We start from the raw sequence: 22863 nt of genomic DNA on the forward strand, positions 1-22863 counted from the left end.
GAGGATCAGAGCTTCCTGAACAGGCCCTCCTGGACCACCGACACCAGGAGCCGGCCCTCGCGGTCGTAGATCCGGCCCCGCGCGAGTCCCCGGCCGCCCGTGGCGACCGGGGACTCCTGGTCGTACAGGAACCACTCGTCCGCCCGGAAGGGCCGGTGGAACCACATCGCGTGGTCCAGCGAGGCCATGTCGAAGCCGCGCGGACCCCACAGCGGCTCGACCGGGATCCGGACCGCGTCCAGGAGGGTCATGTCCGAGGCGTACGTCAGGGCGCAGGTGTGGACCAGCGGGTCGTCGCCCAGCGGACCGACGGCCCGCATCCACACCGCGGAGCGCGGGTCCGCGTCCTTGACCTCGTCCCGGGTCCAGCGCAGCCGGTCCACGTACCTGATGTCGAAGGGCATCCGGCGGGCCATCCGGTCCAGGGCCTCCGGCAGCTCCCCCAGGTGTTCGCGGACCTCGTCCGCCAGGTTCGGCAGGGTCTCCGGATCCGTCAGGTGCCTCGGCGGCAGCTGGTGCTCGAAGGCGCCCTCCTCCGGCTTGTGGAAGGAGGCGGTGAGGTTGAAGATCGTCCGGCCCTCCTGGACCGCGGTGACCCGGCGGGTCGTGAACGACCGGCCGTCCCGCACCCGCTCCACCTGGTACACGATCGGCACCCCGGGCCTGCCCGGCCGCAGGAAATAGGCGTGCAGCGAGTGCACCGGCCGGTCGCCCTCCGTGGTGCGGCCGGCCGCCACCAGGGCCTGCCCGGCGACCTGGCCGCCGAAGACCCGTTGCAGCGACTCCTGCGGGCTGCACCCGCGGAAGATGTTCACCTCGATCCGCTCCAGGTCGAGCAGATCCACGAGCCTCTCGGCGGGGTTGGTCACCACAGGTCTCCTCTACAGCTGTCCGACGGACGTCACGCGGACCACCGCACGGCCCTCCTCGTCGGAGGCCGCGAGGTCCACCTCCGCGCTGATGCCCCAGTCATGGTCGCCGTTCGGGTCGGCGAAGGTCTGCCGGACGCGCCACAGCCCGTGCGCCGCGTCCTCCTCGATCGCGAGCAGCTTCGGACCGCGCGCGTCCGGGCCCGTCCCCAGGTCGTCGTACTCGTCCCAGTACGCGTCCATCGCCTCGCCCCACGCGTCCGCGTCCCAGCCGGACTCGGCGTCCAGCTCGCCGAGCGCGTCGACGTTGTCGAGGGCGGCCAGCTCCACCCGGCGGAACATGGCGTTGCGCACCAGAACCCGGAACGCGCGGGCGTTCGACGTGACCGGCTTGACCTGGTCGGCCTTCTCCTGGGCCTCCTCGGCCGTCTGGACCTCCGGATTGGCCAGCTGCTCCCACTCGTCGAGCAGCGAGGAGTCCACCTGCCGCACCATCTCGCCCAGCCAGGCGATCAGGTCCTCCAGGTCCTCGGTCTTCAGGTCGTCCGGGATCGTGTGGTCCAGCGCCTTGTACGCGCTCGCCAGGTACCGCAGCACGATGCCCTCGGTCCGCGCCAGCTCGTACCAGGAGGTGAACTCCGTGAAGGTCAGCGCCCGTTCGTACATGTCGCGGATGACCGACTTCGGCGACACCGGGTGGTCGCCGACCCACGGGTGCGACTTCCGGTAGACGTTGTACGCGTGCCAGAGCAGCTCCTCCAGCGGCTTCGGGTACGAGATGTCCTGGAGCCGCTCCATCCGCTCCTCGTACTCGACGCCGTCCGCCTTCATCCGCCCGACGGCCTCCCCGCGCGCCTTGTTCTGCATCGCGGCGAGGATCTGACGCGGGTCGTCCAGCGTCGACTCCACGACGGACACCATGTCCAGGGCGTACGAGGGGGACTCCGGGTCCAGCAGGTCGAACGCGGCCAGCGCGAACGTCGACAGCGGCTGGTTGAGCGCGAAGTCCTGCTGGAGGTCGACCGTCAGCCGGATCGTGCGGCCCTCGGCGTCCGGCTCGTCCAGCTGCTCCACCACACCGCCGTCGAGCAGCGAGCGGTAGATCGCGATGGCCCGGCGGATGTGCCGCAGCTGCGCCTTGCGCGGCTCGTGGTTGTCCTCCAGGAGCTTGCGCATCGCCTCGAAGGCGTTGCCCGGCCGGGCGATCACCGAGAGCAGCATGATGTTGGTGACCTTGAAGCGGGAGGTCAGCGGCTCCGGCTCGGCCTCGATCAGCTTCTCGAAGGTGGTCTCGCTCCAGGCGACGAAGCCCTCGGGGGCCTTCTTGCGGACCACCTTGCGGCGCTTCTTCGGGTCGTCGCCGGCCTTCGCGAGCGCCTTCTCGTTCTCGATGACGTGCTCGGGGGCCTGCGCCACCACGAGGCCGGCCGTGTCGAAGCCGGCCCGGCCGGCCCGGCCCGCGATCTGGTGGAACTCACGGGCACGCAGCGTGCGCACCCGGTTGCCGTCGTACTTGGTGAGGGCCGTGAAGAGCACCGTGCGGATCGGCACGTTCACGCCGACGCCGAGGGTGTCGGTCCCGCAGATCACCTTCAGGAGGCCCGCCTGGGCCAGCTTCTCCACGAGCCGCCGGTACTTCGGCAGCATGCCCGCGTGGTGCACGCCGATGCCGTGCCGCACGTACCGGGAGAGGTTCTGGCCGAACTTGGTGGTGAAGCGGAAGTTGCCGATCAGTTCGGCGATCCGGTCCTTCTCCTCGCGCGTGCACATGTTGATGCTCATCAGCGACTGCGCGCGCTCGACGGCCTGCGCCTGCGTGAAGTGCACGATGTAGACGGGCGCCTGCTTGGTCTCCAGGAGCTCGGTCAGGGTGTCCGTGATGGGCGTGAGCCGGTACTCGTACGACAGTGGCACCGGCCGGGTCGCCGAACGGACCACCGAGGTCGGCCGCCCGGTCCGCCGGGTCAGGTCCTTCTCGAACATCGACACGTCGCCGAGCGTCGCCGACATCAGGACGAACTGCGCCTGGGGCAGTTCGAGCAGCGGGATCTGCCAGGCCCAGCCGCGGTCCTGCTCGGCGTAGAAGTGGAACTCGTCCATGACGACCTGGCCGATGTCGGCGTCCTTGCCGTCCCGCAGCGCGATCGAGGCGAGCACCTCCGCCGTGCAGCAGATCACCGGCGCGTCCGCGTTCACGGAGGCGTCGCCGGTCAGCATGCCGACGTTCTCGGTGCCGAAGAGCTTGCACAGGTCGAAGAACTTCTCCGACACCAGCGCCTTGATCGGCGCGGTGTAGAAGGTCACCTGGTCATGGGCGAGCGCGGTGAAGTGCGCCCCCGCCGCGACCAGCGACTTTCCCGATCCGGTGGGGGTGGAGAGGATCACGTTGGCCCCGGAGACGACCTCGATCAGCGCCTCTTCCTGGGCCGGGTAGAGCGTGATGCCCCGGTCCTCGGCCCAGGAGGAGAAGGCCTCGAAGAGGGCGTCGGGGTCGGCGGTCGGCGGCAGCTGATCGATAAGGGTCACGCCCCCATCTTGCCCGCATTCCGCTCGGATGAGGGAACCGGCCGTCAGCTGCCTTGATCACGGACGGTAGGCTCGTCCGTCGACCGGTCGTCAACTGAGCACCGGCAGGGGAGAAACGGGGCGGGTCAACCATGATGGGACCGGCGCACTCGCTGTCCGGAGCGGCGGCCTGGCTGGGCGTCGGAGCGGCCGCGGCCGCCTTCGACCACCCGATGCCCTGGCCCGTTCTCGTCGCCGGCGCGCTCATCTGCGCGGGCGCGGCCCTCGCACCCGACCTCGACCACAAGTCGGCGACCATCTCCCGCGCCTTCGGACCGGTCTCCCGGGGCCTCTGCGAGATCGTCGACAAGCTGTCGTACGCCGTCTACAAGGCGACCCGCTCCTCCGCCGACCCGCGCAGGTCCGGCGGGCACCGGACCCTGACCCACACCTGGCTCTGGGCGGTCCTGATCGGCGCCGGGGCCTCCGCCGCGGCGGTCACCGGCGGCCGCTGGGCCGTCCTCGCGATCCTCTTCGTGCACCTGGTCCTCGCCGTGGAAGGCCTGCTGTGGCGGGCCGCCCGGATGTCCAGCGACGTCCTGGTCTGGCTGCTCGGCGCCGCCGGCGCCTGGATCCTGGCGGGCGTCCTCGACCAGCCCGGCAACGGCGCGGCCTGGCTCTTCACCGGATCCGGCCAGGAGTACCTGTGGCTGGGCCTGCCCATCGTCCTCGGTGCCCTCGTGCACGACGTCGGCGACGCCCTGACCGTCTCGGGCTGCCCGATCCTGTGGCCCATCCCCGTCGGCCGCAAGCGCTGGTACCCGCTCGGCCCGCCCAAGGGCATGCGCTTCCGGGCCGGCAGCTGGGTCGAGCTCAAGGTCCTGATGCCCGCCTTCATGGTCCTGGGCGGCGTCGGCGGGGCCTCGGCGCTGGGCTTCCTCTAGGACTTGTCCGACCGATCATGTGCGGAGCCAGACGGCGAGAGCCGCGGCGGTGGCAGTGCCCAAGTAGACGTAGCGGCGCTTGTCGAGGCGGGCGACGAGGCTCTGCCACGGTGCTTCGCCCTGGTGTTCTGCCGCTGCGTCCCCCTTTGGGGCGGGCGCCGGTGGCGGTTCGGTGCGGGCGCCGGCGGCGTGTCGATGGGCCCGCACGAGGGTGGAGTCGACCGAGATGTCCCAGGCGATCTCGCCTGCGGCGTCGGCCGCGGCCTGGACCTGCTGGAGCAGGCGCTCCCAGGTACCGTCCGCCGACCACAGGCGGTGGCGTTCGTAGACGGTCTTCCACGAGCCGAACCTTTCGGGCAGGTCACGCCCTGCACCCCGGTCCGCACCCGGTGCAGAATGCCGTCGATCACCTGCCGGTGGTCCCGCCACCGGCCACAACGCCCGTTGCTGACCGGAAGGAACGGCCGCAGCCGTTCCCACTCGGCATCCGTCAGATCGCCCCGCCCCATGTCCACATCAACGACACGGCTGCGCAGTAGCCGCATGATCGGCCGGACAAGTCCTAGCCGGCGACGGCGTCGGCGATCGTGTCCCGGATCTGGAGGACGCCGTCGGCGCCGGTGATCGCGCACAGGCGCTGGACCTGCGCTGACGGCGCCGTCACGCGCAGCTTTCCCGTCCGGTGGACGAGGAGCATCAGGTTCAGGGCGGACGAGTCCGCGAAGGTGATCCGGGAGGCGTCCAGAATCACCATCGGGTGCGTCTCGACCGCCCCCCACAGCGCGTCGGCCAGGGGCCCGACGGAGTGGAGGTCGTACTCGCCCTGGGCCTCGACGACTTGTGCCCCGCGGTATTCGTACCGGAGGACCGCGTTCTGCAGCGTCGCGTCCTGGGCCGGGCGCGGCGCCGCGCCCTCGGCTCGCTCCACCGGCGGCGGCTCGCCTTCGGACCTGGACGGGAGATCGAGGATGGCGGCATCGTCCCTGGGCATGCGTGTACTCCCTCCGGCGCCCCTCGCGCGAGGGGGAAGCGACGTCGAATGCAGGAAAACTATGTCATGGTTTTCCGTTCCGGCAAACCGGGTCACGTAGAATGCGGGACCATGCTGGAAGCTCCTGAGTCCCACACCGGATGGACGTTCATCACGAACCACGCCCGCGTCCTGGCTTCTATTGCGGACAATCCGAACGCCCGCATCCGTGACATCGCCGCCCGCTGCCGGCTGACCGAGCGGGCCGTGTCGCGGATCATCGCCGACCTCGAACAGGACGGCTATCTCTCCCATACGCGGGAGGGGCGGACGAACACGTACCGCATAGCGCCGGGCAAGGCTCTGCGTCATCCCGCGGAAGCCAACCTTCCGCTGGCCTCCCTCCTGTCCCTGCTCGTCCACAGCGAGACGGAGCGGACCGCCGCCCAACAGCAGGCCGACCCGCAGCAGCACGTCGCCGCCCCCCAGGTCAACACGCAGCAGCAGCCGGTCGCCGGCTAGTGATCTGAGTCAGAGATTCGTCGGCAGTAGGCGGCGACCGGCGCGAGGGGCGCGATCACGGGGGGAACCGCACGTCGAGTCCCCCCGCGCTGCCGTCAGGAGCGTGCGAGCCGGGCCCTGAGATAGGGCGCGGTGGCGCTGCGGCGGGCCCTCGCCACCTTGGCCGGCGGGCCCGCCGCGACCACTCGTCCGCCCGCGTCGCCGCCGCCCGGGCCGAGGTCGACGACCCAGTCGGCGGTGGCGATCGTGTCCAGGTCGTGCTCGACGAGGACGACTGTGTTGCCGGCGTCGACGAGCCGGTGCAACTGTCGCAGCAGCAGCGCGATGTCCGAGGGGTGCAGCCCCGCCGTCGGCTCGTCGAGCAGGTAGAGCGCGTGCCCGCGCCGGGCCCGCTGCAGTTCGGTGGCCAGTTTGATGCGTTGCGCCTCGCCGCCGCTGAGTTCCGTCGCGGGCTGGCCCAGCCGCAGGTACCCCAGTCCCACCTCGCGCAACGTCTCCAGACTGCGGGAGGCGGCCGGGACGGCCGACAGGAACTCGGCGGCGGCGTCGACGGACAGCGCCAGTACTTCCGCGACGTTCTTGCCGCGGTAGGTGACCTCCAGCGTCTCGGCGTTGTACCGGGCGCCTTCGCAGGTCGGGCACGGCGCGTAGGTGCCGGGCAGGAACAGCAGTTCCACCGCGACGAACCCTTCGCCCTGGCAGGTCTCGCACCGGCCTTCGGGCACGTTGAAGGAGAACCGCCCGGCCGAGTAGCCGCGCGCCCTGGCTTCGTCCGTCGCCGCGTACAGCTTGCGCACCGCGTCGAACATCCCGGTGTACGTGGCCAGGTTGGACCGGGGAGTCCGGCCGATGGGCCGTTGGTCGACCCGGACCAGCCGGTCGAACGACTCGACCCCCGACGCGCCCTGGACGTCGACCTCCAGCTGCGCCTCGTCGGGTTCCTCGGGCACGAGTCCGAGGTGGCCGCGGACGACCTCGGCGAGCACCTGCGTCACCAGCGTCGACTTTCCGGAACCGGACACGCCCGTCACCGCCGTCAGGACGCGGAGCGGTACGTCGACGGACACGTCGCGCAGATTGTGGCGGGAGACGCCGCGCAGGCGCAGCCAGCCCTGCGGCGCGCGCGGGCGGTGTTCGAGCGGCCGGGCGCGCCCGAACAGGTGCCGGCTCGTGGCCGACTCCCCGACCCGCTCGAGACCGGCGGCCGGGCCGCTGTACAGCACGCGTCCGCCGCCCTCGCCCGCACCGGGACCGATGTCGACCACCCAGTCCGCCCGCCGTACGACGTCCATGTCGTGCTCCACGACGAACAGCGAGTTGCCCGCCGCCTTGAGGCGGTCCAGTACGTCCAGCAGCGGTTCCGCGTCAGCCGGGTGCAGGCCCGCGGAGGGTTCGTCGAGGACGTAGACGACGCCGAACAGCCCCGAGCGCAGCTGGGTGGCGATCCGCAGGCGCTGCGCCTCGCCCGGCGACAGGGTCGTCGAGCGGCGCCCGAGGCCGAGATATCCGAGGCCCAGGTCGAGCAGGACGTCGATCCGCGCGACCAGATCGCCGCAGATGCGGACCGCGACCTCGGTCGTCTCCCCGGATCGGGCGGTCGACGTGGTGGCGTCGGCCTCGGACCGCCCCGCGACGGGCCGCAGCAGCGTCACGACCTCGGTGAGCGGCATGGCGTTGACCTCGGCGATGGAACGTCCGGCGAAGGTCACGGCGAGCGCCTCGGGCCGCAGTCCGCTGCCGTGGCACTCGGGGCAGGGCACGCTCCTGACGAACCGGAGCGCCCGTTCTCGCATCCTCTCGCTCTTGGAGTCGGCGAGGACGTGCATGACGTGCTTGCGGGCGCTCCAGAACCTGCCCTGGTAGCCGTAGTCGACGCGGTCCTCCTCCGGCTCGATGTACACGGAGGGCTGCTCGTCCGTGTACAGCAGCCAGTCCCGGTCCTTCTTCCTGAGCCTGCGCCACGGCCGGTCGATGTCGATCCCCAGGGCGTTCACGACACTGCGCAGGTTGGCGCCCTGCCAGGCGCCCGGCCAGGCGGCGATCGCCCCCTCGCGGATGCTCAGGGAGGGATCCGGGACGAGCAGGTCCTCGGCGACGTCGTGCACGATGCCCAGCCCGTGGCATTCCGGGCAGGCGCCGGCCGCGGTGTTGGGCGAGAACGACTCGGCTTCCAGCCGTGCGGCCCGGGGCGGATAGGTGCCGGCGCGGGAGTACAGCATGCGCAGCAGATTGGACAGCGTGGTGAGGGTGCCGACCGTCGAGCGCGAGCCGGGCGACCCGCGCCGCTGCTGCAGGGCCACGGCCGGCGGCAGGCCGGTGATCTCCCGCACGTGCGGTGCGCCGACCTGTTGCAGCAGTCTTCGGGCGTACGGTGCCACGGACTCGAAGTAGCGTCGCTGGGCCTCCGCGTAGAGGGTGCCGAACGCGAGTGAGGACTTGCCCGAACCGGAGACGCCGGTGAAGGCGACCATCGCGTTCCGCGGAACGTCGACATCGACGTTCCGCAGGTTGTTCTCGCCGGCGCCCCGGACGTGCACGAAGGGGTCGGTCGCGTCCTCGTTCACCCTTCCTGATTACCTGATCGCGCCGGGAACCGCGCGACAGGCGCCGCCACCGGGCCCCGTCCGCACGAGCGTCGGGAGGGCCCCGGATCCGTTTCCGGTACGCGTCCCGGGCGGCGTCCGGCGGGGGAGCGCCCGGGCGCGTCATCGATTTCTCCCATCGGGGAACAGATCGCGCCATGTCCGCTCATCGCCCTCTGGACCGCGCTGCGGGACCGCGCTTCACTTCCGCCCCATGAGATCACTCAAGATCACGAGCGTGATCGGCGGTCTGGTGCTCGCCGCCGGCGCGCTGTTCACCGCCCACCCGGCCGCCGCCGACGGCCCGACCGGCCCGACGCCCCCGGCCGAGTTCACCACCGACTGGCACGACCCGGTCACCGCCGCCCCGCCCGTCGCCACCCCCGGCACCCGCACCTGCGAGGTCACCCTCGCCGCCGCGCGGTTCCGCGACTTCACCCCGTACCGCGGGAGCTACGCCCCGCCGAAGGAGTGCGGCAAGGACACCCGCTGGAACAGGGTCGTCCTGCGCCTCGACGGACAGGTCAAGGGCCGCCAGTACGACCGCCTCGGGTACCTCACCCTCGGCGGCGTCGAGCTCCTGCGGACCTCCACCCCCGAGCCCTCTCCCGACGGCATCACCTGGTCCGTCGAGAAGGACGTCACCCGCTACCGCGACACCCTCAGCCGTCCGCAGCCCGTCGAGATGCTCATCGGCAACGTCGTCAACGAGACGTACACCGGTGTCATCGACGTCCGCGTGACCCTCACCTTCCACACCGCCGAGGGCCGGGTGAAGCCCGCCGCCGACACCCCCGACCGGGTCGTGCCGCTCACCGGCGCCACCCTCACCACCCCGCGCAACACCGAGCGCGTCCTCGCCGAGGTGTACGCCACCGGCTCCGGCGGCGGCTGCGAGGAGTTCTGGTACCTCACCGTCCCCGATGCCGCCCCCTACTCCTGCAAGGCCGCCGACGGCCCCTACCGGGAGGTGCGGATCTCCGTCGACGGGAAGCCCGCCGGCATCGCGGCCCCCTTCCCGCACGTGTGGACCGGCGGCTGGTCCAACCCCTTCCTCTGGTACGTGACGCCCGCGCCGCGCGCCTTCGACGTGCAGCCGATCACCTACGACCTCACGCCGTTCGCGGCCCTGCTCAACGACGGCGCGGCCCATCGCGTCGAGGTCTCCGTCGCCGGCGTCCCCGCCGGGCAGTCCGGCTGGAGCGTCCCCACCAACGTGCTCCTCTGGCAGGACGAGGGCAGCGAGGTCGTCACCGGCGCCCTGGACCGGCACGAGCTCGGCACCCCGCGCAACTCCGCCGTGTACACCGCCGGCTCGCCGGACGTCCTGGAGACCACGGGCGGCGACACGCTCACCGTCGCCGGTCATCTGAACACCTCGCACGGCCGCGTCGCGACCACCGTCACCCGCACCGTCGACCACCGCTCCACCCACCGCTGGGGCGCCGACGAGAACCCCGACGGGCTGACCGCCCGCTGGACCGACGACGAGACCGTGACCGTCGGCCGGACCGCGACCCACACCCGGCGCACGTACACCATGGATGGCGAGATCTCCGTCGACGCCGCGAACCGGCTGCGGACCGTCCTCACCGTCGGCGACCGCGCCGCCGTCGACGTCGTCCGGGGAGGCAAGCGACTCTCCTGGTCGCGCCTGGACGACACGTACACCGGCGACGCCTCCTTCAACCTCGGCGTCCCGCGCGAACAGCGGCACGCGCTCGGCACCGGCACCGAGCGCTACCGCCTGTACGGCTCCGACGGCTGCTACGACCGCAGCCTGACGTCCGTCCAGGGCACGGTCACCGAGGACCTGCGCCGCTGCTGAACACGACGGTGCCCGGCCCCGGAGGCACCGGGGCCGGGCACCGGCCGGTCAGGCCGGCTTCGCGGAGTCCACGCCCGGGCGGGCCCTGCGCCACTCGCCGCGCGTGAAGTCGGGGATCTCCTGCGGCGCGCCGTTCGCCTTGATCGAGGCGTGGCTCAGCGGTACCGGAGCCGTCCAGGTGGCGGCGTCGTACACGTCGAAGTCCGGGGGAAGCCCCAGCTGGAGACACTGCATCAGGCGGTGGACCATGATGTAGTCCATGCCGCCGTGGCCGCCCGGCGGATTGGCGTGCTCCTTCCACAGCCAGTGGTCGAACTCGGCCGCGTACGCCGAGAAGTCGCCCCACACGTCGTCCTTGTGGTCCGGCTCCAGGTAGATCCGGGCCGGGTAGTCCTCGAAGACCCCCCGCGTGCCGCCCAGGCTGTTGATCCTGCTGTACGGGTGCGGGGTGGAGACGTCGTGCTCCAGGCGGATCAGCCGCCCCTTGGCCGTCCGGACCATGCTGACCGTCCGGTCGCTCTCGACGTACGTCTCCTTCCAGCTCGGGTCGCCGGGCGGCATGTGCGCCGCGCGGTACTCGGCGAGGCCGAGCGCCGGGGTGCCGAAGCTGCTGATGCTCACCGCCCGGTCGCCCCGGTTGACGTCCATGTAGTTGGCGACCGGGCCGAAGCCGTGGTTCGGGTAGAGGTCCCCGCGCAGCCGCGTGTGCCACAGCCGGCGCCAGGGCCCCTCGTAGTACGTCGGCGAGAACATCAGGGCGCGCAGGTCGTGGTTGTACGCCCCCGCGCCGTGCAGCAGCTCCCCGAACTTGCCGGCGTGCGCCATCCGCAGCACCCGCATCTCGTTCCGCCCGTAGCAGCAGTTCTCCAACTGCATGCAGTGGCGGCGGGTCTGCTCCGACAGGTCGACCAGCTCCCACAGCTCGGCGAGCTCCATCGCGACCGGGCACTCCACGCCGACGTGCTTGCCGTTCAGCATCGCCGACCTGGCGATCGCGAAGTGGCTGTCCCAGGGGGTCGCCACGTGCACGAAGTCGATGTCCGTGCGGGCGAGGAGGTTCTCGTAGTCGTCCTCGCCGTGGGTGTACAGGGCGGGGGCGGGCTGTCCGGCGGCGACGACGGCCGCGGCGGCCCGCTCGGCCTTCTCGCGCACCGGGTCGCAGACGGCGGTCACCCGGACCCAGGGGAGGGCGAGGTACAGGCGGATCATGCTGCCGCCCCGGTTGCCGAGCCCGACGAGGGCGACCCGGACGGTGGAACGGCGCTGGAACGGGACCCCGGCCATGGTGGCGCCCCGGCGCCGTGGCACGGCCGGGGCCTCCGGTCGGGCGGCGGGAGCGGATCCGGTGGCGGCCCGGGCGGTCTGCCCGCCCACGGCGGCGATGCCGAGCCCGGCCCCGGCCGCTCCCGCGGTGGTCCTGAGGACCGTGCGACGGCTCGGGGGGCGAGGTGTCTGGTCGTCCATGGAACCTCCCTGCTGACGGGTGGTTGGACTGTACTGTTCGGGCTCCTCCGTCGAGCCGCACCGGCCGCGGATGATCACCCGAACATACGAAGGGCCCCTCACCGTACGGGGTGAGGGGCCCTGGCCGCCCGGGGCCGCGGGAAGATTGACGGATAGTCAGGGTCGAGTGGCGCGTTCCAGTGCGAGGAGCACCGATCCGTAGCTGCGGCCCGTCGCCCGGTCCATCCCGATCTCGCACATCCGGTTGGCCGAGAGGTGCGCGTCGAACGGCCTGGCCGTGACCTCGGCCGCCTCGCGGGCCGTCGCCGAGGCCGTCAGCTCCGGATGCAGCATGCCCCGGTCCCCGGCGAAGGCGCAGCAGCCCGCGTCGGCCGGGACGACGACCTCCTCCGCGCAGGCCCCGGCGAGTTCGGTGAGCTTCTCCGCGTCGCCCAGGTGCCGCATCGAGCACGTCGGATGGACCACGGCCGAGGCGACGCGCCGCCGCACCTCCAGCCGGGGGAGCAGCTCGTCGGCCGCCCACACGACCGAGTCGAGGACGGTCAGTTCGGCGTGCAGCGCCCGGTTGTCCTCCGTCAGGTACGGCACCACCTCGTGCGCGATCCCGAGGGCGCACGAGGAGGCGTCCACCACGAGCGGCAGCCGCCCGCCGGCCGTCCACCCCCAGGCGGCCTCGACGATCCGGTTCGCCATCACCACGTTGCCCCGCTCGTACCCCTTGGAGTGCCAGATCGTCGCGCAGCACGTGCCCGCCACGTCGTCCGGGATCCACACCGGCCGCCCGGCCCGCGCCGACACCGCGACGACCGCCTCCGGGAGCGAGGGCCCGCGCTCGCCCTCCGGACCGCCGAAGACGCGGTTCACACAGGCCGGGTAGTAGACGGCGACCGCCGCCGGCCGGTGGGTGCGGGGCAGCCGCCGCGCCGCCGCGCCTGGGATCTCCGGCAGCCACTCCGGTACGAGGTCGGGGCGGACGGCCCGACGGGCGAGGCCCGTCAGCGAGCCCAGGACCCGGTCGCCGATCCGGTCCGCGGCGGCGACCGCGAGCCGCGCGGAGGCCTCCACCGCCCGGAAGTTCCGCGCAGCCAGGGCGGCGATCCGCTCCTCGCGCGCCGAGTGCCGTTCGTGCCGGAAGTCCTTCATGAGTGCCCCCGTGTCGATCCCGACCGGGCAGGCCAGCCCGCAGGTGGAGTCGCCGGCACAGGTGTCCACGGCGTCGTAGCCGTACGACTCCAGGAGCCGGGCCTCGACGGGGGAGCCGTCGGACTGGCGCATCATCTCCCGGCGCAGCACGATCCGCTGGCGCGGAGTGGTCGTCAGGTCGTTGCTGGGGCAGGTCGGTTCGCAGAAGCCGCACTCGATGCAGGGGTCGGCGGTCCGCTCCACGGTGGGGATCGTCTTCAGGCCGCGCAGATGGGCCTGCGGGTCGCGGTCCAGGACGATCCGCGGGGCGAGCACCCCGGCCGGGTCGAGGGCCTCCTTGACCCGCCACATCAGATCGGTCGCCCGCGTCCCCCACTCCAGCTCCAGGAAGGGCGCGATGTTGCGGCCGGTGGCGTGCTCCGCCTTCAGCGAGCCGTCGAAGCGCTCCACGGTCAGCTTGCAGAACTCGTCCATGAAGGCCGCGTACCGCTGGACGTCGGCGGGGTCGGCCGCGTCGAAGGCGAGCAGGAAGTGGAGGTTGCCGTGGGCCGCGTGGCCGGCCACGGCCGCGTCGAAGCCGTGCCGGGCCTGGAGGCCGAGCAGCGACTCGCAGGCCTCCGCGAGCCGCTCCGGCGGCACCGCGAAGTCCTCCGTGACCAGGGTCGTGCCGGAGGGGCGGGAGCCGCCGACCGCCGTCACGAAGGCCCTCCGGGCCCTCCAGTAGCCGGAGATCCGCTTCGGGTCCCGGGTGAAGGCGTTCTCCACGGAGGCCACCGGGGCGACCGGGTCGAGACCGGCGAGCACGGCCCGCGCCGCCCGCTCGTACGCCTCCAGGGCCGACGTGTCCGGGGCCCGGAACTCGACCAGGAGCGCCGCCGTCTCCTTCGGCAGCTCCGCCCAGTCGGCGGGCACGCCCGCCACCCGCACCGAGGCCCGCAGCGTGTTGCCGTCCATCAGCTCGACGGCGAGCGCCCCGGCCTCGTCGAACAGGGGCACGGCCGCGGCGGCGGCCGGCAGCGAGGGGAAGAACAGCAGGGCCGTGGACACCTCCCGGTCCAGCGGCAGGGTGTCGAAGACGACCTCGGAGATGAAGCCGAGGGTGCCCTCGGAGCCGACCATCAGGCCGCGCAGGATCCGCACCGGCGTGTCGCCGTCGAGGAAGGCGTCGAGCCGGTAGCCGTTGGTGTTCTTGAGGGTGTGCTTGGCGCGGATCCGCGCGGTCAGCTCGGGGTCCGCCTCGATCTCCGCCTTCAGCGCCATCAGCTCCGCGCACAGCCTCGGCTCGGCCCGCGCGAGCTCCTCGTCGGCGTCCGGGGCCGCCGTGTCGACCACGGTCCCGCTCGGCAGCACCACGGTCAGGGAGGCGACGGTCCGGTACGAGTTCCGGGTGGTGCCGGCCGTCATCCCCGAGGCGTTGTTGGCGACGACGCCGCCGATCGTGCAGGCGACCGCGCTGGCCGGATCGGGCCCCAGGACCCGCCCGTACGGGGCGAGCGCGGCGTTCGCCCGGACCACCGTGGTGCCGGGCCGGATCCGCGCCCGGGCCCCGTCGTCCAGGACCTCGACGCCCGCCCAGTGGCGGCGCACGTCGACGAGGACGTCCTCGCCCTGCGCCTGTCCGTTGAGGCTGGTCCCGGCGGCCCGGAAGACCACCTCGCGGCCCTTGCCGTGGGCGTACGACAGGACGGCGGAGATGTCGTCGAGGTCCTCGGCGACCACGACGACCTGGGGGACGAAGCGGTACGGGCTCGCGTCCGAGGCGTAGCGCACCAGGTCGGAGATCTTCGACAGGACCTTCCCCGGCCCCAGGAGCTCGGTGAGCTCCTCGCGCAGCCGCCGCGGTGTGCCCCGCGCCTGGAGCTCCGGCACGCGGTCCGGGGCGGGGGTCCGCTTCGTACCGGGACGCAGGGCCTGCGGGTTCGGCTCAAGCAGCGGCATGTCACGGCTCCCCTTCGGCGCGGCCCCGCGCCCGGCGGGTCAGCAGCCGCGCTCCGGACCGGGGTCGACCAGGGCGGACAGCAGACCCTCGAGCACCTCGCGCTGTTCGACGGTCAATGGAGCAAGGATGTCCTCTGCGGCGGCCCGGCGCGCGCTGCGCAGCTCGCGCAGCGTGGCGCGCCCCGCGTCGGTGAGCTCGATCCGCACCACCCGGCGGTTGCTCGGGTCGGGCACCCGGCGCACCCGGTCGCCCGCCTCCAGGCCGTCGACGAGACTGGTCACGGCCCTCGGGACGACCTCCAGGCGGGCCGCGAGGTCCGCCATCCGGGGCGGCTCCCCGAAGTGCGCGACCGTGCGCAGGAGCCGCGACTGGGCGGGGGTGATGCCCACCGGCTCCAGATGGCGCTTCTGGATGCGGTGCAGGCGCCGGGTGAGCCGCAGCAGCTGCTCGGCGAGGAGCCCGTCGGCGTCGGCCCCGCCCGGGCGGTCGGGGGTGCTCGGGCGCTCGGAGGTGCTCGGACGGCCGGGGGTGCTCATGGGGGAACAATATCAGGACCATCTTCATTGTGAGTATAGGTAACAGTGAGCTATGCTCCGATGGATCACCCCTCTTCGAAGGAGCCTATGCGCCCCCACGACCAGTCCGACTGGACGCCCCCGCCCCGCGACCCCGGCCAGCCCAGGGAGCCCGCCCAGGTGCGGCGGATCCTGCGGCTCTTCCGTCCCTACCGCGCGCGCCTCGCGCTCGTCGGCCTCCTGGTCGGCGCCGCCTCGCTCGTGTCGGTCGCCTCGCCGTTCCTCCTCCGGGAGATCCTGGACACCGCGATCCCCCAGGGGCGCACCGGGCTGCTCAGCCTGCTCGCCCTCGGCATGATCGCCACCGCCGTCCTGACCAGCGTCTTCGGCGTGCTCCAGACCCTCATCTCGACCACCGTCGGCCAGCGCGTCATGCACGACCTGCGCACCGGGGTCTACGAGCAGCTCCAGCGGATGCCGCTCGCCTTCTTCACGCGCACCCGCACCGGCGAGGTCCAGTCCCGCATCGCCAACGACATCGGCGGCATGCAGGCGACCGTGACCTCCACGGCCACCTCCCTGGTCTCCAACCTCACCGCCGTCGTCGCGACCGTCGTCGCCATGCTCGCCCTCGACTGGCGCCTCACCCTCGTCTCGCTGCTCCTGCTGCCGGTCTTCGTCTGGATCAGCCGGCGCGTCGGCCGCGAGCGGAAGAAGATCACCACCCAGCGCCAGAAGCAGATGGCCGCCATGGCCGCGACCGTCACCGAGTCCCTCTCGGTCAGCGGCATCCTGCTCGGCCGCACCATGGGCCGCGCCGACTCGCTCACCCGGTCCTTCGCCGAGGAGTCCGAGCGCCTCGTCGACCTCGAAGTGCGCTCCTCCATGGCCGGACGGTGGCGGATGTCCACCATCGGCATCGTCATGGCCGCCATGCCCGCCCTGATCTACTGGGCCGCCGGCATCGCCCTCGGCTCGGGCGGCTCGGAGATCTCGCTCGGCACGCTCGTCGCCTTCGTCTCGCTCCAGCAGGGCCTCTTCCGGCCCGCCGTCAGCCTGCTCTCCACCGGCGTGCAGGTGCAGACCTCCCTCGCGCTCTTCCAGCGCATCTTCGAGTACCTCGACCTGCCCGTCGACATCACCGAGCCCGACGAGCCGGTCCGGCTCCCGGAGATCCGGGGCGAGGTCTCCTTCGAGAAGGTCGAGTTCCACTACGACCCCGAGGGCCAGGAGCGCCCGACCCTGGCCGGCATCGACCTGACCGTCCCCGCCGGCGGCAGCCTCGCCGTCGTCGGCCCCACCGGCTCCGGCAAGTCCACCCTCAGCTACCTGGTGCCCCGGCTGTACGACGTCACCGGCGGCCGCGTCACCCTCGACGGGGTCGACGTGCGGGACCTGGACTTCGACACCCTCGCCCGCGCCGTCGGCGTCGTCTCCCAGGAGACGTACCTCTTCCACGCCTCCGTCGCCGACAACCTCCGCTTCGCCAAGCCGGACGCCACCGACGAGGAGATAGAGGCGGCCGCGCGCGCCGCCCAGATCCACGAGCACATCGCCTCGCTCCCCGAGGGGTACGACACCCTCGTCGGCGAGCGCGGCTACCGCTTCTCGGGCGGCGAGAAGCAGCGCCTCGCCATCGCGCGCACCATCCTGCGCGATCCGCCGGTGCTCATCCTCGACGAGGCGACCAGCGCCCTCGACACCCGGACCGAGCACGCGGTGCAGCGCGCCATCGACGCCCTGTCGGCCGGACGCACCACCATCACCATCGCGCACCGGCTCTCCACCGTCCGCGACGCCGACCAGATCGTCGTCCTGGAGGCGGGCGGGATCGCCGAGCGCGGGACGCACGAGGAGCTGCTCGCCCGGGACGGGCGGTACGCGGCCCTGGTCCGCCGGGACGCCCGTACCGAACAGGCGAACGTGGGAGCGGTTGTTCCCCAGAACGTGTGATCGTTCCGGGATTCGTTGCTCAACTCCCTTACGGCACCGGATGATTACGGAGTGCGAGCGACGGGCTGCAGACCGCGACCGCACACGTCCCACTGATGTACCTGTACGAGGAGAAGCACCACCATGAACGTCATCACCAACCTGCTCGCCGGCGTCCTCCACTTCCTGGGCTGGCTCGTCTGACGATCGCAGTGCCCGGCGCCGTCGGCCCCCCGTCCCAGGGGGTCGGCGGCGCCGCCGCGTGCGCGGGGAAGGGATGCCGCGCGGTTCAGGCGGTCGGCGCGGCGACCCGGTCGCGGTCGAGGAGGCGGCGGATGTCGGAGACGGCCGCGCGGCCGGCCCGGTTGGCGCCGATCGTCGAAGCAGAGGGGCCGTAGCCGACGAGGTGGACGCGTGCGTCGCGGACCGCGCGCGTGCCCTCCACCTGGATGCCGCCGCCCGGCTCACGCAGCCGCAGCGGCGCCAGATGGTCGATCGCCGCCCGGAACCCGGTCGCCCACAGGATGACGTCCACGTCGACGGTCCGGCCGTCGCCCCAGGCCACCCCGGTCGGGGTGATCCGGTCGAACATCGGCAGCCGGTCCAGGATCCCGCGCGCGCGTGCGTCGCGGATCGCGTCGTTGAGCGGAAGCCCGGTGACCGAGACCACGCTCTGCGGCGGCAGCCCGCGCCGTACCCGGTCCTCGACCAGCGCGACGGCCGCGCGGCCCTCCGCCTCGCCGAAGGGGCCCTCGCGCCAGACGGGCTCGCGCCGGGTCACCCAGAACGTCTCCGCGGCGACCTCGGCGATCTCCATGAGGTGCTGGGTGCCGGAGGCCCCGCCGCCCACGACCAGCACCCGCTTCCCGGCGAACTCCCCGGGACCCGGATAGCCGGAGGTGTGCAGCTGACGGCCCCGGAAGGTCTCCTGCCCGGGGTAGCGCGGCCAGAACGGACGGTCCCAGGTGCCCGTCGCGTTGATCAGGGCCCGGGCCGCGTACACGCCCTCCGAGGTCTCGACCCGGAGCCGGCCGCCCTCGCCCTCCCGGACGGCCGTGACGTCGACGGGCCGGTGGATCCGCAGGTCGAACGTCCGCTCGTACGTGTCGAAGTACGCGCCGATCACCTCCGAGGAGGGGCGCGAGGGATCGGCCCCGGTCAGCTCCATGCCGGGCAGCGCGTGCATCCCGTGCACCTTGCCGTAGGTGAGCGAGGGCCACCGGAACTGCCAGGCGCCGCCCGGGGCGGGGGCGTGGTCCAGGACGACGAAGTCCCGGTCCGGCTCCAGGCCGGTGCGCCGCAGGTGGAAGGCGGCGGAGAGCCCCGCCTGTCCGGCGCCGATGACGACGACGTCCACCGTCCTGACCTCTTCGAACCCGAAACCGTTCACGCTTCCACCAACCGGGGCGGGGGCGGGGTTCTTCCCGCGCGTCCCCCGCCCCGCGGTGGCGTCTACCGCCCGCCGGACACCAGCAGCGGCGCACCGCCCGGGGCCGAGGCGGGCCGCCCGTTCGCCGCCGGGACGCCGAGCAGCGGGGAGGCGGGCACCGACGGCAGCAGCCCGCGCGCCGCCAGCTCGGGCGTCACGCCCTCGCCGAACCAGTACGCCTCCTCCAGGTGCGGGTAGCCCGACAGCACGAAGTGCTCCACCCCCAGGTCGTGGTACTCCTCGATCCGGTCCGCCACATCGGCGTGGCTGCCGACCAGCGCGGTCCCCGCCCCGCCCCGTACCAGGCCGACGCCCGCCCACAGGTTCGGCGAGATCTCCAGCCGGTCGCGGTCGAGCGAGCCGCCGCCGTGCAGCGCCAGCATCCGCTGCTGGCCGACCGACTCGCTCCGGCCGAGCGCCTTCTGCGCCGCGGCCACGGTCTCCGCGTCGAGGTCCGAGAGCAGCCGGTCGGCCGTCGCCCAGGCCTCGCGCGCCGAGTCCCGCGAGATCGTGTGCAGCCGGATCCCGAACCGGACACGCCGGCCGCGCTCCTCCGCCAGCCGTCGGATCCAGTCGATCTTCTCCTTCACCTGCCACGGGGGCTCGCCCCACGTCAGGTACACGTCCGCGTGCTCCGCGGCGACCGGACCGGCCGCCGCGGACGAGCCGCCGAAGAAGATCTCGGGCAGCGGGTCCGGCGGCAGCGCGGTGAGCCCGCCCTCGATCCGGAAGTGCTCGCCGTCGAAGTCGAACGGCCGCCCGCCCCACACGCCCCGCACCACCGAGAGGAACTCGGCCGTGCGCGCGTACCGCCGGTCGTGGTCGAGATGGTCGCCGAAGCGGCGCTGCTCGGCCGAATCGCCGCCGGTCACGACGTTGAGCAGCAGCCGGCCCCGGGTGATCCGCTGGTACGTGGCCGCCATCTGCGCCGCGAGCACCGGCGAGACCACCCCCGGCCGGAACGCCACCAGGAACTTCAGCCGCTCGGTGTGCTGGGCCAGCGCGACCGTCGTCAGCCAGGCGTCCTCGCACCACGTGCCGGTCGGGGTCAGCACGGCCTCGAAGCCGAGCCGTTCGGCCGCCTTGACGATCTGGGCGAGATAGTCGATGTCGGGCGCGCGCACCCCGGACACGGCCCGGTCCCGGGTGATCCCGCCGTCCGTGTAGGCGTGCCGGTCGACGAGGGTCCGGCCGTCACCGCCGGTCGGCAGGAACCAGTGCAGATGGACGGTCATCAGGAGGCCTTTCCGAAGCTGCGCGCCGGGGTCGTGGACGGCGGCAGGTCCTTGTTGAAGCGGGTGTCGACGTAGTCGGCGAAGCGGAACGTGCGGGGGATCAGCTTGAGTTCGGCGAAGGTGTCGGCGATCTTCTGCTCGGAGGCGATCGCCGCGTCGTCGAGGGCGACGGGGATACGGGTCCCGTTGCTGCGCTTCACGGCGGCCAGCGCCACCTCGTACGGCAGCCCGGTCTCCTTCGCCCAGGCCTTCGCCCAGTCCTCGGGGTGGTCGAACACCCAGCCCTGGGCGCGGCGCAGCCGCTCGACGAGGTCGCCGATCGCCTTCGCCTTCTCCCGGTCGGCCAGCGCCGAGGGGGCCGCGACCTGGAAGCCGAGGCCGTTGACGAGGCCGCGCCCGTCGGTCAGCACCCGGCCCTTGCCGCTCAGCAGGACCTGGGAGGTGTACGGGTCCCAGACCGCCCAGGCGTCGACCTTGCCGCTGGTGAACGCGGCCAGGGCGTCGGCCGGCTGCAGCAGGCTGACCTGGACGTCGTCCAGCCCCAGGCCGGCCTGCCGGAGCGAGGAGATCAGCTGGAAGTGGGCGGAGCTCCCCTGGGCGACGGCGATCCGCTTCCCCTTCAGGTCCCGCGCGGTGTGCAGCGGCGAGTCTTTCGGCACGAGGACGGCCTCGCCCGCGGAGTCGCCGTGCGTCGACGCGACCACGGTGATCTTCGAGCCGGCGCCGGCCGCGAAGACGGGCGGGGTGTTGCCGACGGAGCCGAAGTCGACGGCCTTGGCGTTGATCGCCTCCAGGAGCGGTGGACCGGAGGTGAACGTCGACCACTTGATCCGGTACGGGAGGTCGTCGAGCTCACCGGCGGCACGCAGCAGGGCCTCGGAACCGCCCTTCTGGTCGCCGACGTTCAGGACCAGGGAGCCCTTGCCGTCGGAGTTCGAGACGTCACCGGCGGCGGAGGCGCCGGAGCAGGCGGAGGCGAGCAGGGCGAGCGGCACGAGCAGCGCCGCGGCGGACAGACGGAAGGACTTCACGGTTTTCTCCTCAGGGGTAGGGGTGATCACGCCGTCGTGCTTACGGCGAACCCACCGTCGGTGACGCCGAGTTCGGCGAGCAGTCGGGTGCGGAGCGCGGCGAGCGCGGGATCGCCGGGGGAGCGGGGGCGGTCGAGGTCGACGGCGGTGTCGTACGCGATCGCGCCGTCCCGCATCACCAGCGCCCGGTCCGCGAGCAGCAGCGCCTCGTCGACGTCGTGCGTGACGAGCAGGACCGTGCAGCCGCGCCGCTGCCACAGCTCGGCCACGAGCCGCTGGGCCTTGATCCGGGTCAGCGCGTCGAGCGCGCCGAACGGCTCGTCGAGCAGCAGCAGATCCGGATCCCGTACCAACGCCCTTGCGAGCGAGGCGCGTTGGGCCTCGCCGCCCGACAGGGTCTTCGGCCACGCCCCCGAGCGGTGGGCGAGCCCCACCTCCGCGAGCGCCCTCTCCGCCACCGCCCGGTCCGGCCTGCCCGGCAGCCCGAGCAGCACGTTCCGCCAGACCTTCTTCCAGGGCATCAGGCGCGGCGCCTGGAAGGCGACCGCGCGGCGGCGCGGCACGAGGACCGTGCCGGAGACCTCCCGGTCGAGGCCGGCGAGGATCCGCAGGAGGGTCGACTTGCCGCAGCCGCTGTGCCCGAGCAGTGCGGTGAACTGACCCGCACGCAGGGTCAGGTCGAGCCCGTCGACGACGGGGCGCCCGTCGAAGGAGCGGGTGAGCCCCTGGACGGTCACTGCCCCGTGAAGGTCGGTCGCCATTGCAGCAGCAGCCTTTCGAGAGTACGGACGAGGGCGTCGGCGAGCAGGCCGAGGAAGGCGTAGACGACCAGGCAGACGACGATCACGTCTGTGCGGAAGAACTCCCGCGCCTGGTTCATCAGGAAGCCGATCCCGGCGTCGGCGTTGATGGACTCGCCGAAGACCAGCGCGAGCCAGGCCGTGGCCAGGGAGTAGCGCAGCCCGGTCATCGCCCCGGGCAGCGCGCCCGGCAGGACGACGTGCCGGACCAGCCCCCACCGGCCGAGCCCCAGGGACTCGCCCGCCTCGACGAGCCCCGCGTCGACGCCCCGGATCCCGGCGTACACGTTCAGGTACAGGTGGAAGGCGACGCCGAGGGCGATCAGCGCCACCTTGGGCGCCTCGCCGATCCCCAGCCAGATGATGAACAGCGGGATGAGTCCCACCCACGGCACCGTCCGCAGCATCTGCACGGGAGCGTCGACCAGGTCCTCGCCGAGCCGCGAGAGCCCGGACAGCAGGGCGAGCGAGATCCCCACCACCCCGCCGAGCAGCAGCCCCACGGCGACCCGGCGCAGCGAGACGCCCATCGCGGTCGGCAGCGTCCCGTCGCCGACCAGCTCGCCGGCGGCCCGGGCGATGGTCCCCGGCGAGGCCAGTACGTCCGCCGGCAGCACCCCCGTCGCGCTGCACGACTGCCAGAGGACGAGCAGCAGCACCGGGCCCACGGCCCGGCGCAGCCAGCGCGGGACGGCCGGGCCACGGCCCGGCCTCCGGGCGGGAGTCAGGGCCTCGACATCCGGCAAAGGCGATATGTCGGGCGGGGAAGCGGGAGGGGCATGGTCGACCGTCATGACGGACTCCGGGGGAGAGGGAGGGGAAGGTACGCCTCAGCGGCCGTGGGCGCGGAGCGGGCACGCGCGCACGACGATCAGGGCGTCAGAGGTGTGATGGGGGTGAAAGGGCGTCAGCGGCCGCGGCGACACGCGGCGGAGGCCACCCGCAGCAGGTCGATGTGACCGCGCGTGGTGAGCAGGGCTGTACGCAACATGGCGTGAACGTAGCGGCCGACACGCCCCGGGTCAACGGCGTCTCGGCCCCTGGACGCGCGGTCCCCGGACCGTCCCGCCCGTCGAACCGACGCGTCCCCGTGGCCGGCGCGTGATCGGCGGATCCTAGGCTGCGACGGGGGCACTCGGACAGCACGTTCACGAC

General features: G+C 72.7%; 16 protein-coding genes and 1 pseudogene. 4 read left to right on the forward strand and 13 right to left on the reverse strand.

Annotation, left to right across the window (positions count from 1 at the left end; translation table 11 throughout):
• Positions 1–5: 5 nt before the first annotated feature.
• Positions 6–869 (reverse strand): acyl-CoA thioesterase II, encoded by an 864-nt coding sequence (locus ACIGW4_RS06350; RefSeq protein ID WP_123458705.1) that lies wholly within the window; start codon positions 867–869, stop codon positions 6–8.
• A 12-nt stretch (positions 870–881) separates the two neighbouring features.
• Positions 882–3395 (reverse strand): RNA helicase, encoded by a 2514-nt coding sequence (locus tag ACIGW4_RS06355; RefSeq protein ID WP_123458704.1) that lies wholly within the window; start codon positions 3393–3395, stop codon positions 882–884.
• A gap of 131 nt (positions 3396–3526) precedes the next feature.
• Here ACIGW4_RS06355 and ACIGW4_RS06360 point away from each other — a divergent pair, with 131 nt between their 5' ends.
• Positions 3527–4318 (forward strand): metal-dependent hydrolase, encoded by a 792-nt coding sequence (locus ACIGW4_RS06360; protein ID WP_123458703.1) that lies wholly within the window; start codon positions 3527–3529, stop codon positions 4316–4318.
• Positions 4319–4471: 153 nt separating this feature from the next.
• On the opposite strand, the pseudogene ACIGW4_RS06365 reads toward ACIGW4_RS06360, so the two are convergent.
• Positions 4472–4827, reverse strand: a pseudogene (locus ACIGW4_RS06365) (IS5 family transposase); the annotation flags it as partial.
• Positions 4828–4880: 53 nt separating this feature from the next.
• Entirely contained in the window at positions 4881–5309 is a 429-nt protein-coding gene (locus tag ACIGW4_RS06370; RefSeq protein WP_359589500.1) for an STAS domain-containing protein, read from the reverse strand.
• A gap of 111 nt (positions 5310–5420) precedes the next feature.
• Between ACIGW4_RS06370 and ACIGW4_RS06375 the strand changes: the two genes are divergently transcribed.
• Complete coding sequence (locus tag ACIGW4_RS06375; RefSeq protein WP_398710999.1) at positions 5421–5810, forward strand: helix-turn-helix transcriptional regulator; 390 nt, start codon at positions 5421–5423, stop codon at positions 5808–5810.
• Between the two features lie 95 nt (positions 5811–5905).
• Here the strand turns inward: ACIGW4_RS06375 and uvrA are convergent, their stop codons facing one another.
• On the reverse strand, positions 5906–8374 hold the full coding sequence (gene uvrA / locus ACIGW4_RS06380) for an excinuclease ABC subunit UvrA (RefSeq protein ID WP_399578809.1): 2469 nt from the start codon (positions 8372–8374) through the stop codon (positions 5906–5908).
• Positions 8375–8606: 232 nt separating this feature from the next.
• Between uvrA and ACIGW4_RS06385 the strand changes: the two genes are divergently transcribed.
• On the forward strand, positions 8607–10220 hold the full coding sequence (locus ACIGW4_RS06385; protein ID WP_399578810.1) for a peptide-N4-asparagine amidase: 1614 nt from the start codon (positions 8607–8609) through the stop codon (positions 10218–10220).
• Between the two features lie 48 nt (positions 10221–10268).
• Here the strand turns inward: ACIGW4_RS06385 and ACIGW4_RS06390 are convergent, their stop codons facing one another.
• From ACIGW4_RS06390 to ACIGW4_RS06400, 3 genes are all read right to left on the reverse strand, one after another.
• A complete protein-coding gene (locus ACIGW4_RS06390) occupies positions 10269–11684 on the reverse strand; it encodes a Gfo/Idh/MocA family protein (RefSeq protein ID WP_123458699.1) in 1416 nt (471 codons plus the stop codon).
• A 156-nt stretch (positions 11685–11840) separates the two neighbouring features.
• On the reverse strand, positions 11841–14765 hold the full coding sequence (locus ACIGW4_RS06395; protein ID WP_399578811.1) for an FAD-binding and (Fe-S)-binding domain-containing protein: 2925 nt from the start codon (positions 14763–14765) through the stop codon (positions 11841–11843).
• Between the two features lie 39 nt (positions 14766–14804).
• A complete protein-coding gene (locus tag ACIGW4_RS06400; RefSeq protein WP_185094898.1) occupies positions 14805–15302 on the reverse strand; it encodes a MarR family winged helix-turn-helix transcriptional regulator in 498 nt (165 codons plus the stop codon).
• Between the two features lie 87 nt (positions 15303–15389).
• Between ACIGW4_RS06400 and ACIGW4_RS06405 the strand changes: the two genes are divergently transcribed.
• The gene (locus ACIGW4_RS06405) at positions 15390–17234 is read left to right on the forward strand and encodes an ABC transporter ATP-binding protein (RefSeq protein ID WP_123458697.1); all 1845 of its coding nucleotides are present in this window, start codon (positions 15390–15392) and stop codon (positions 17232–17234) included.
• Between the two features lie 268 nt (positions 17235–17502).
• Here the strand turns inward: ACIGW4_RS06405 and ACIGW4_RS06410 are convergent, their stop codons facing one another.
• The 5 genes from ACIGW4_RS06410 to ACIGW4_RS06430 all read right to left on the reverse strand — a co-directional run bounded on the left by ACIGW4_RS06410 (position 17503) and on the right by ACIGW4_RS06430 (position 22502).
• Entirely contained in the window at positions 17503–18603 is a 1101-nt protein-coding gene (locus ACIGW4_RS06410) for an NAD(P)-binding domain-containing protein (protein WP_398710994.1), read from the reverse strand.
• 62 nt (positions 18604–18665) lie between these two features.
• Positions 18666–19877, reverse strand: a complete 1212-nt coding sequence (locus ACIGW4_RS06415; RefSeq protein ID WP_399578813.1) for an LLM class flavin-dependent oxidoreductase — start codon at positions 19875–19877, stop codon at positions 18666–18668.
• The gene (locus ACIGW4_RS06420) at positions 19877–20908 is read right to left on the reverse strand and encodes an ABC transporter substrate-binding protein (protein ID WP_123458694.1); all 1032 of its coding nucleotides are present in this window, start codon (positions 20906–20908) and stop codon (positions 19877–19879) included. Before ACIGW4_RS06420 ends, ACIGW4_RS06415 begins: the two co-directional genes overlap by 1 nt.
• A gap of 26 nt (positions 20909–20934) precedes the next feature.
• Positions 20935–21669 carry an ABC transporter ATP-binding protein gene (locus ACIGW4_RS06425; protein WP_398710993.1) on the reverse strand — a complete coding sequence of 245 codons (735 nt, stop codon included), beginning with the start codon at positions 21667–21669 and terminating at the stop codon, positions 20935–20937.
• Positions 21642–22502 (reverse strand): ABC transporter permease, encoded by an 861-nt coding sequence (locus ACIGW4_RS06430; RefSeq protein WP_185094897.1) that lies wholly within the window; start codon positions 22500–22502, stop codon positions 21642–21644. The genes ACIGW4_RS06425 and ACIGW4_RS06430 overlap by 28 nt, the downstream gene beginning before the upstream one ends.
• Positions 22503–22863: the final 361 nt, after the last annotated feature.

Source organism: Streptomyces sp. NPDC053513, assembly GCF_044544765.1.
Taxonomy (GTDB): Bacteria; Actinomycetota; Actinomycetes; order Streptomycetales; family Streptomycetaceae; genus Streptomyces; species Streptomyces litmocidini.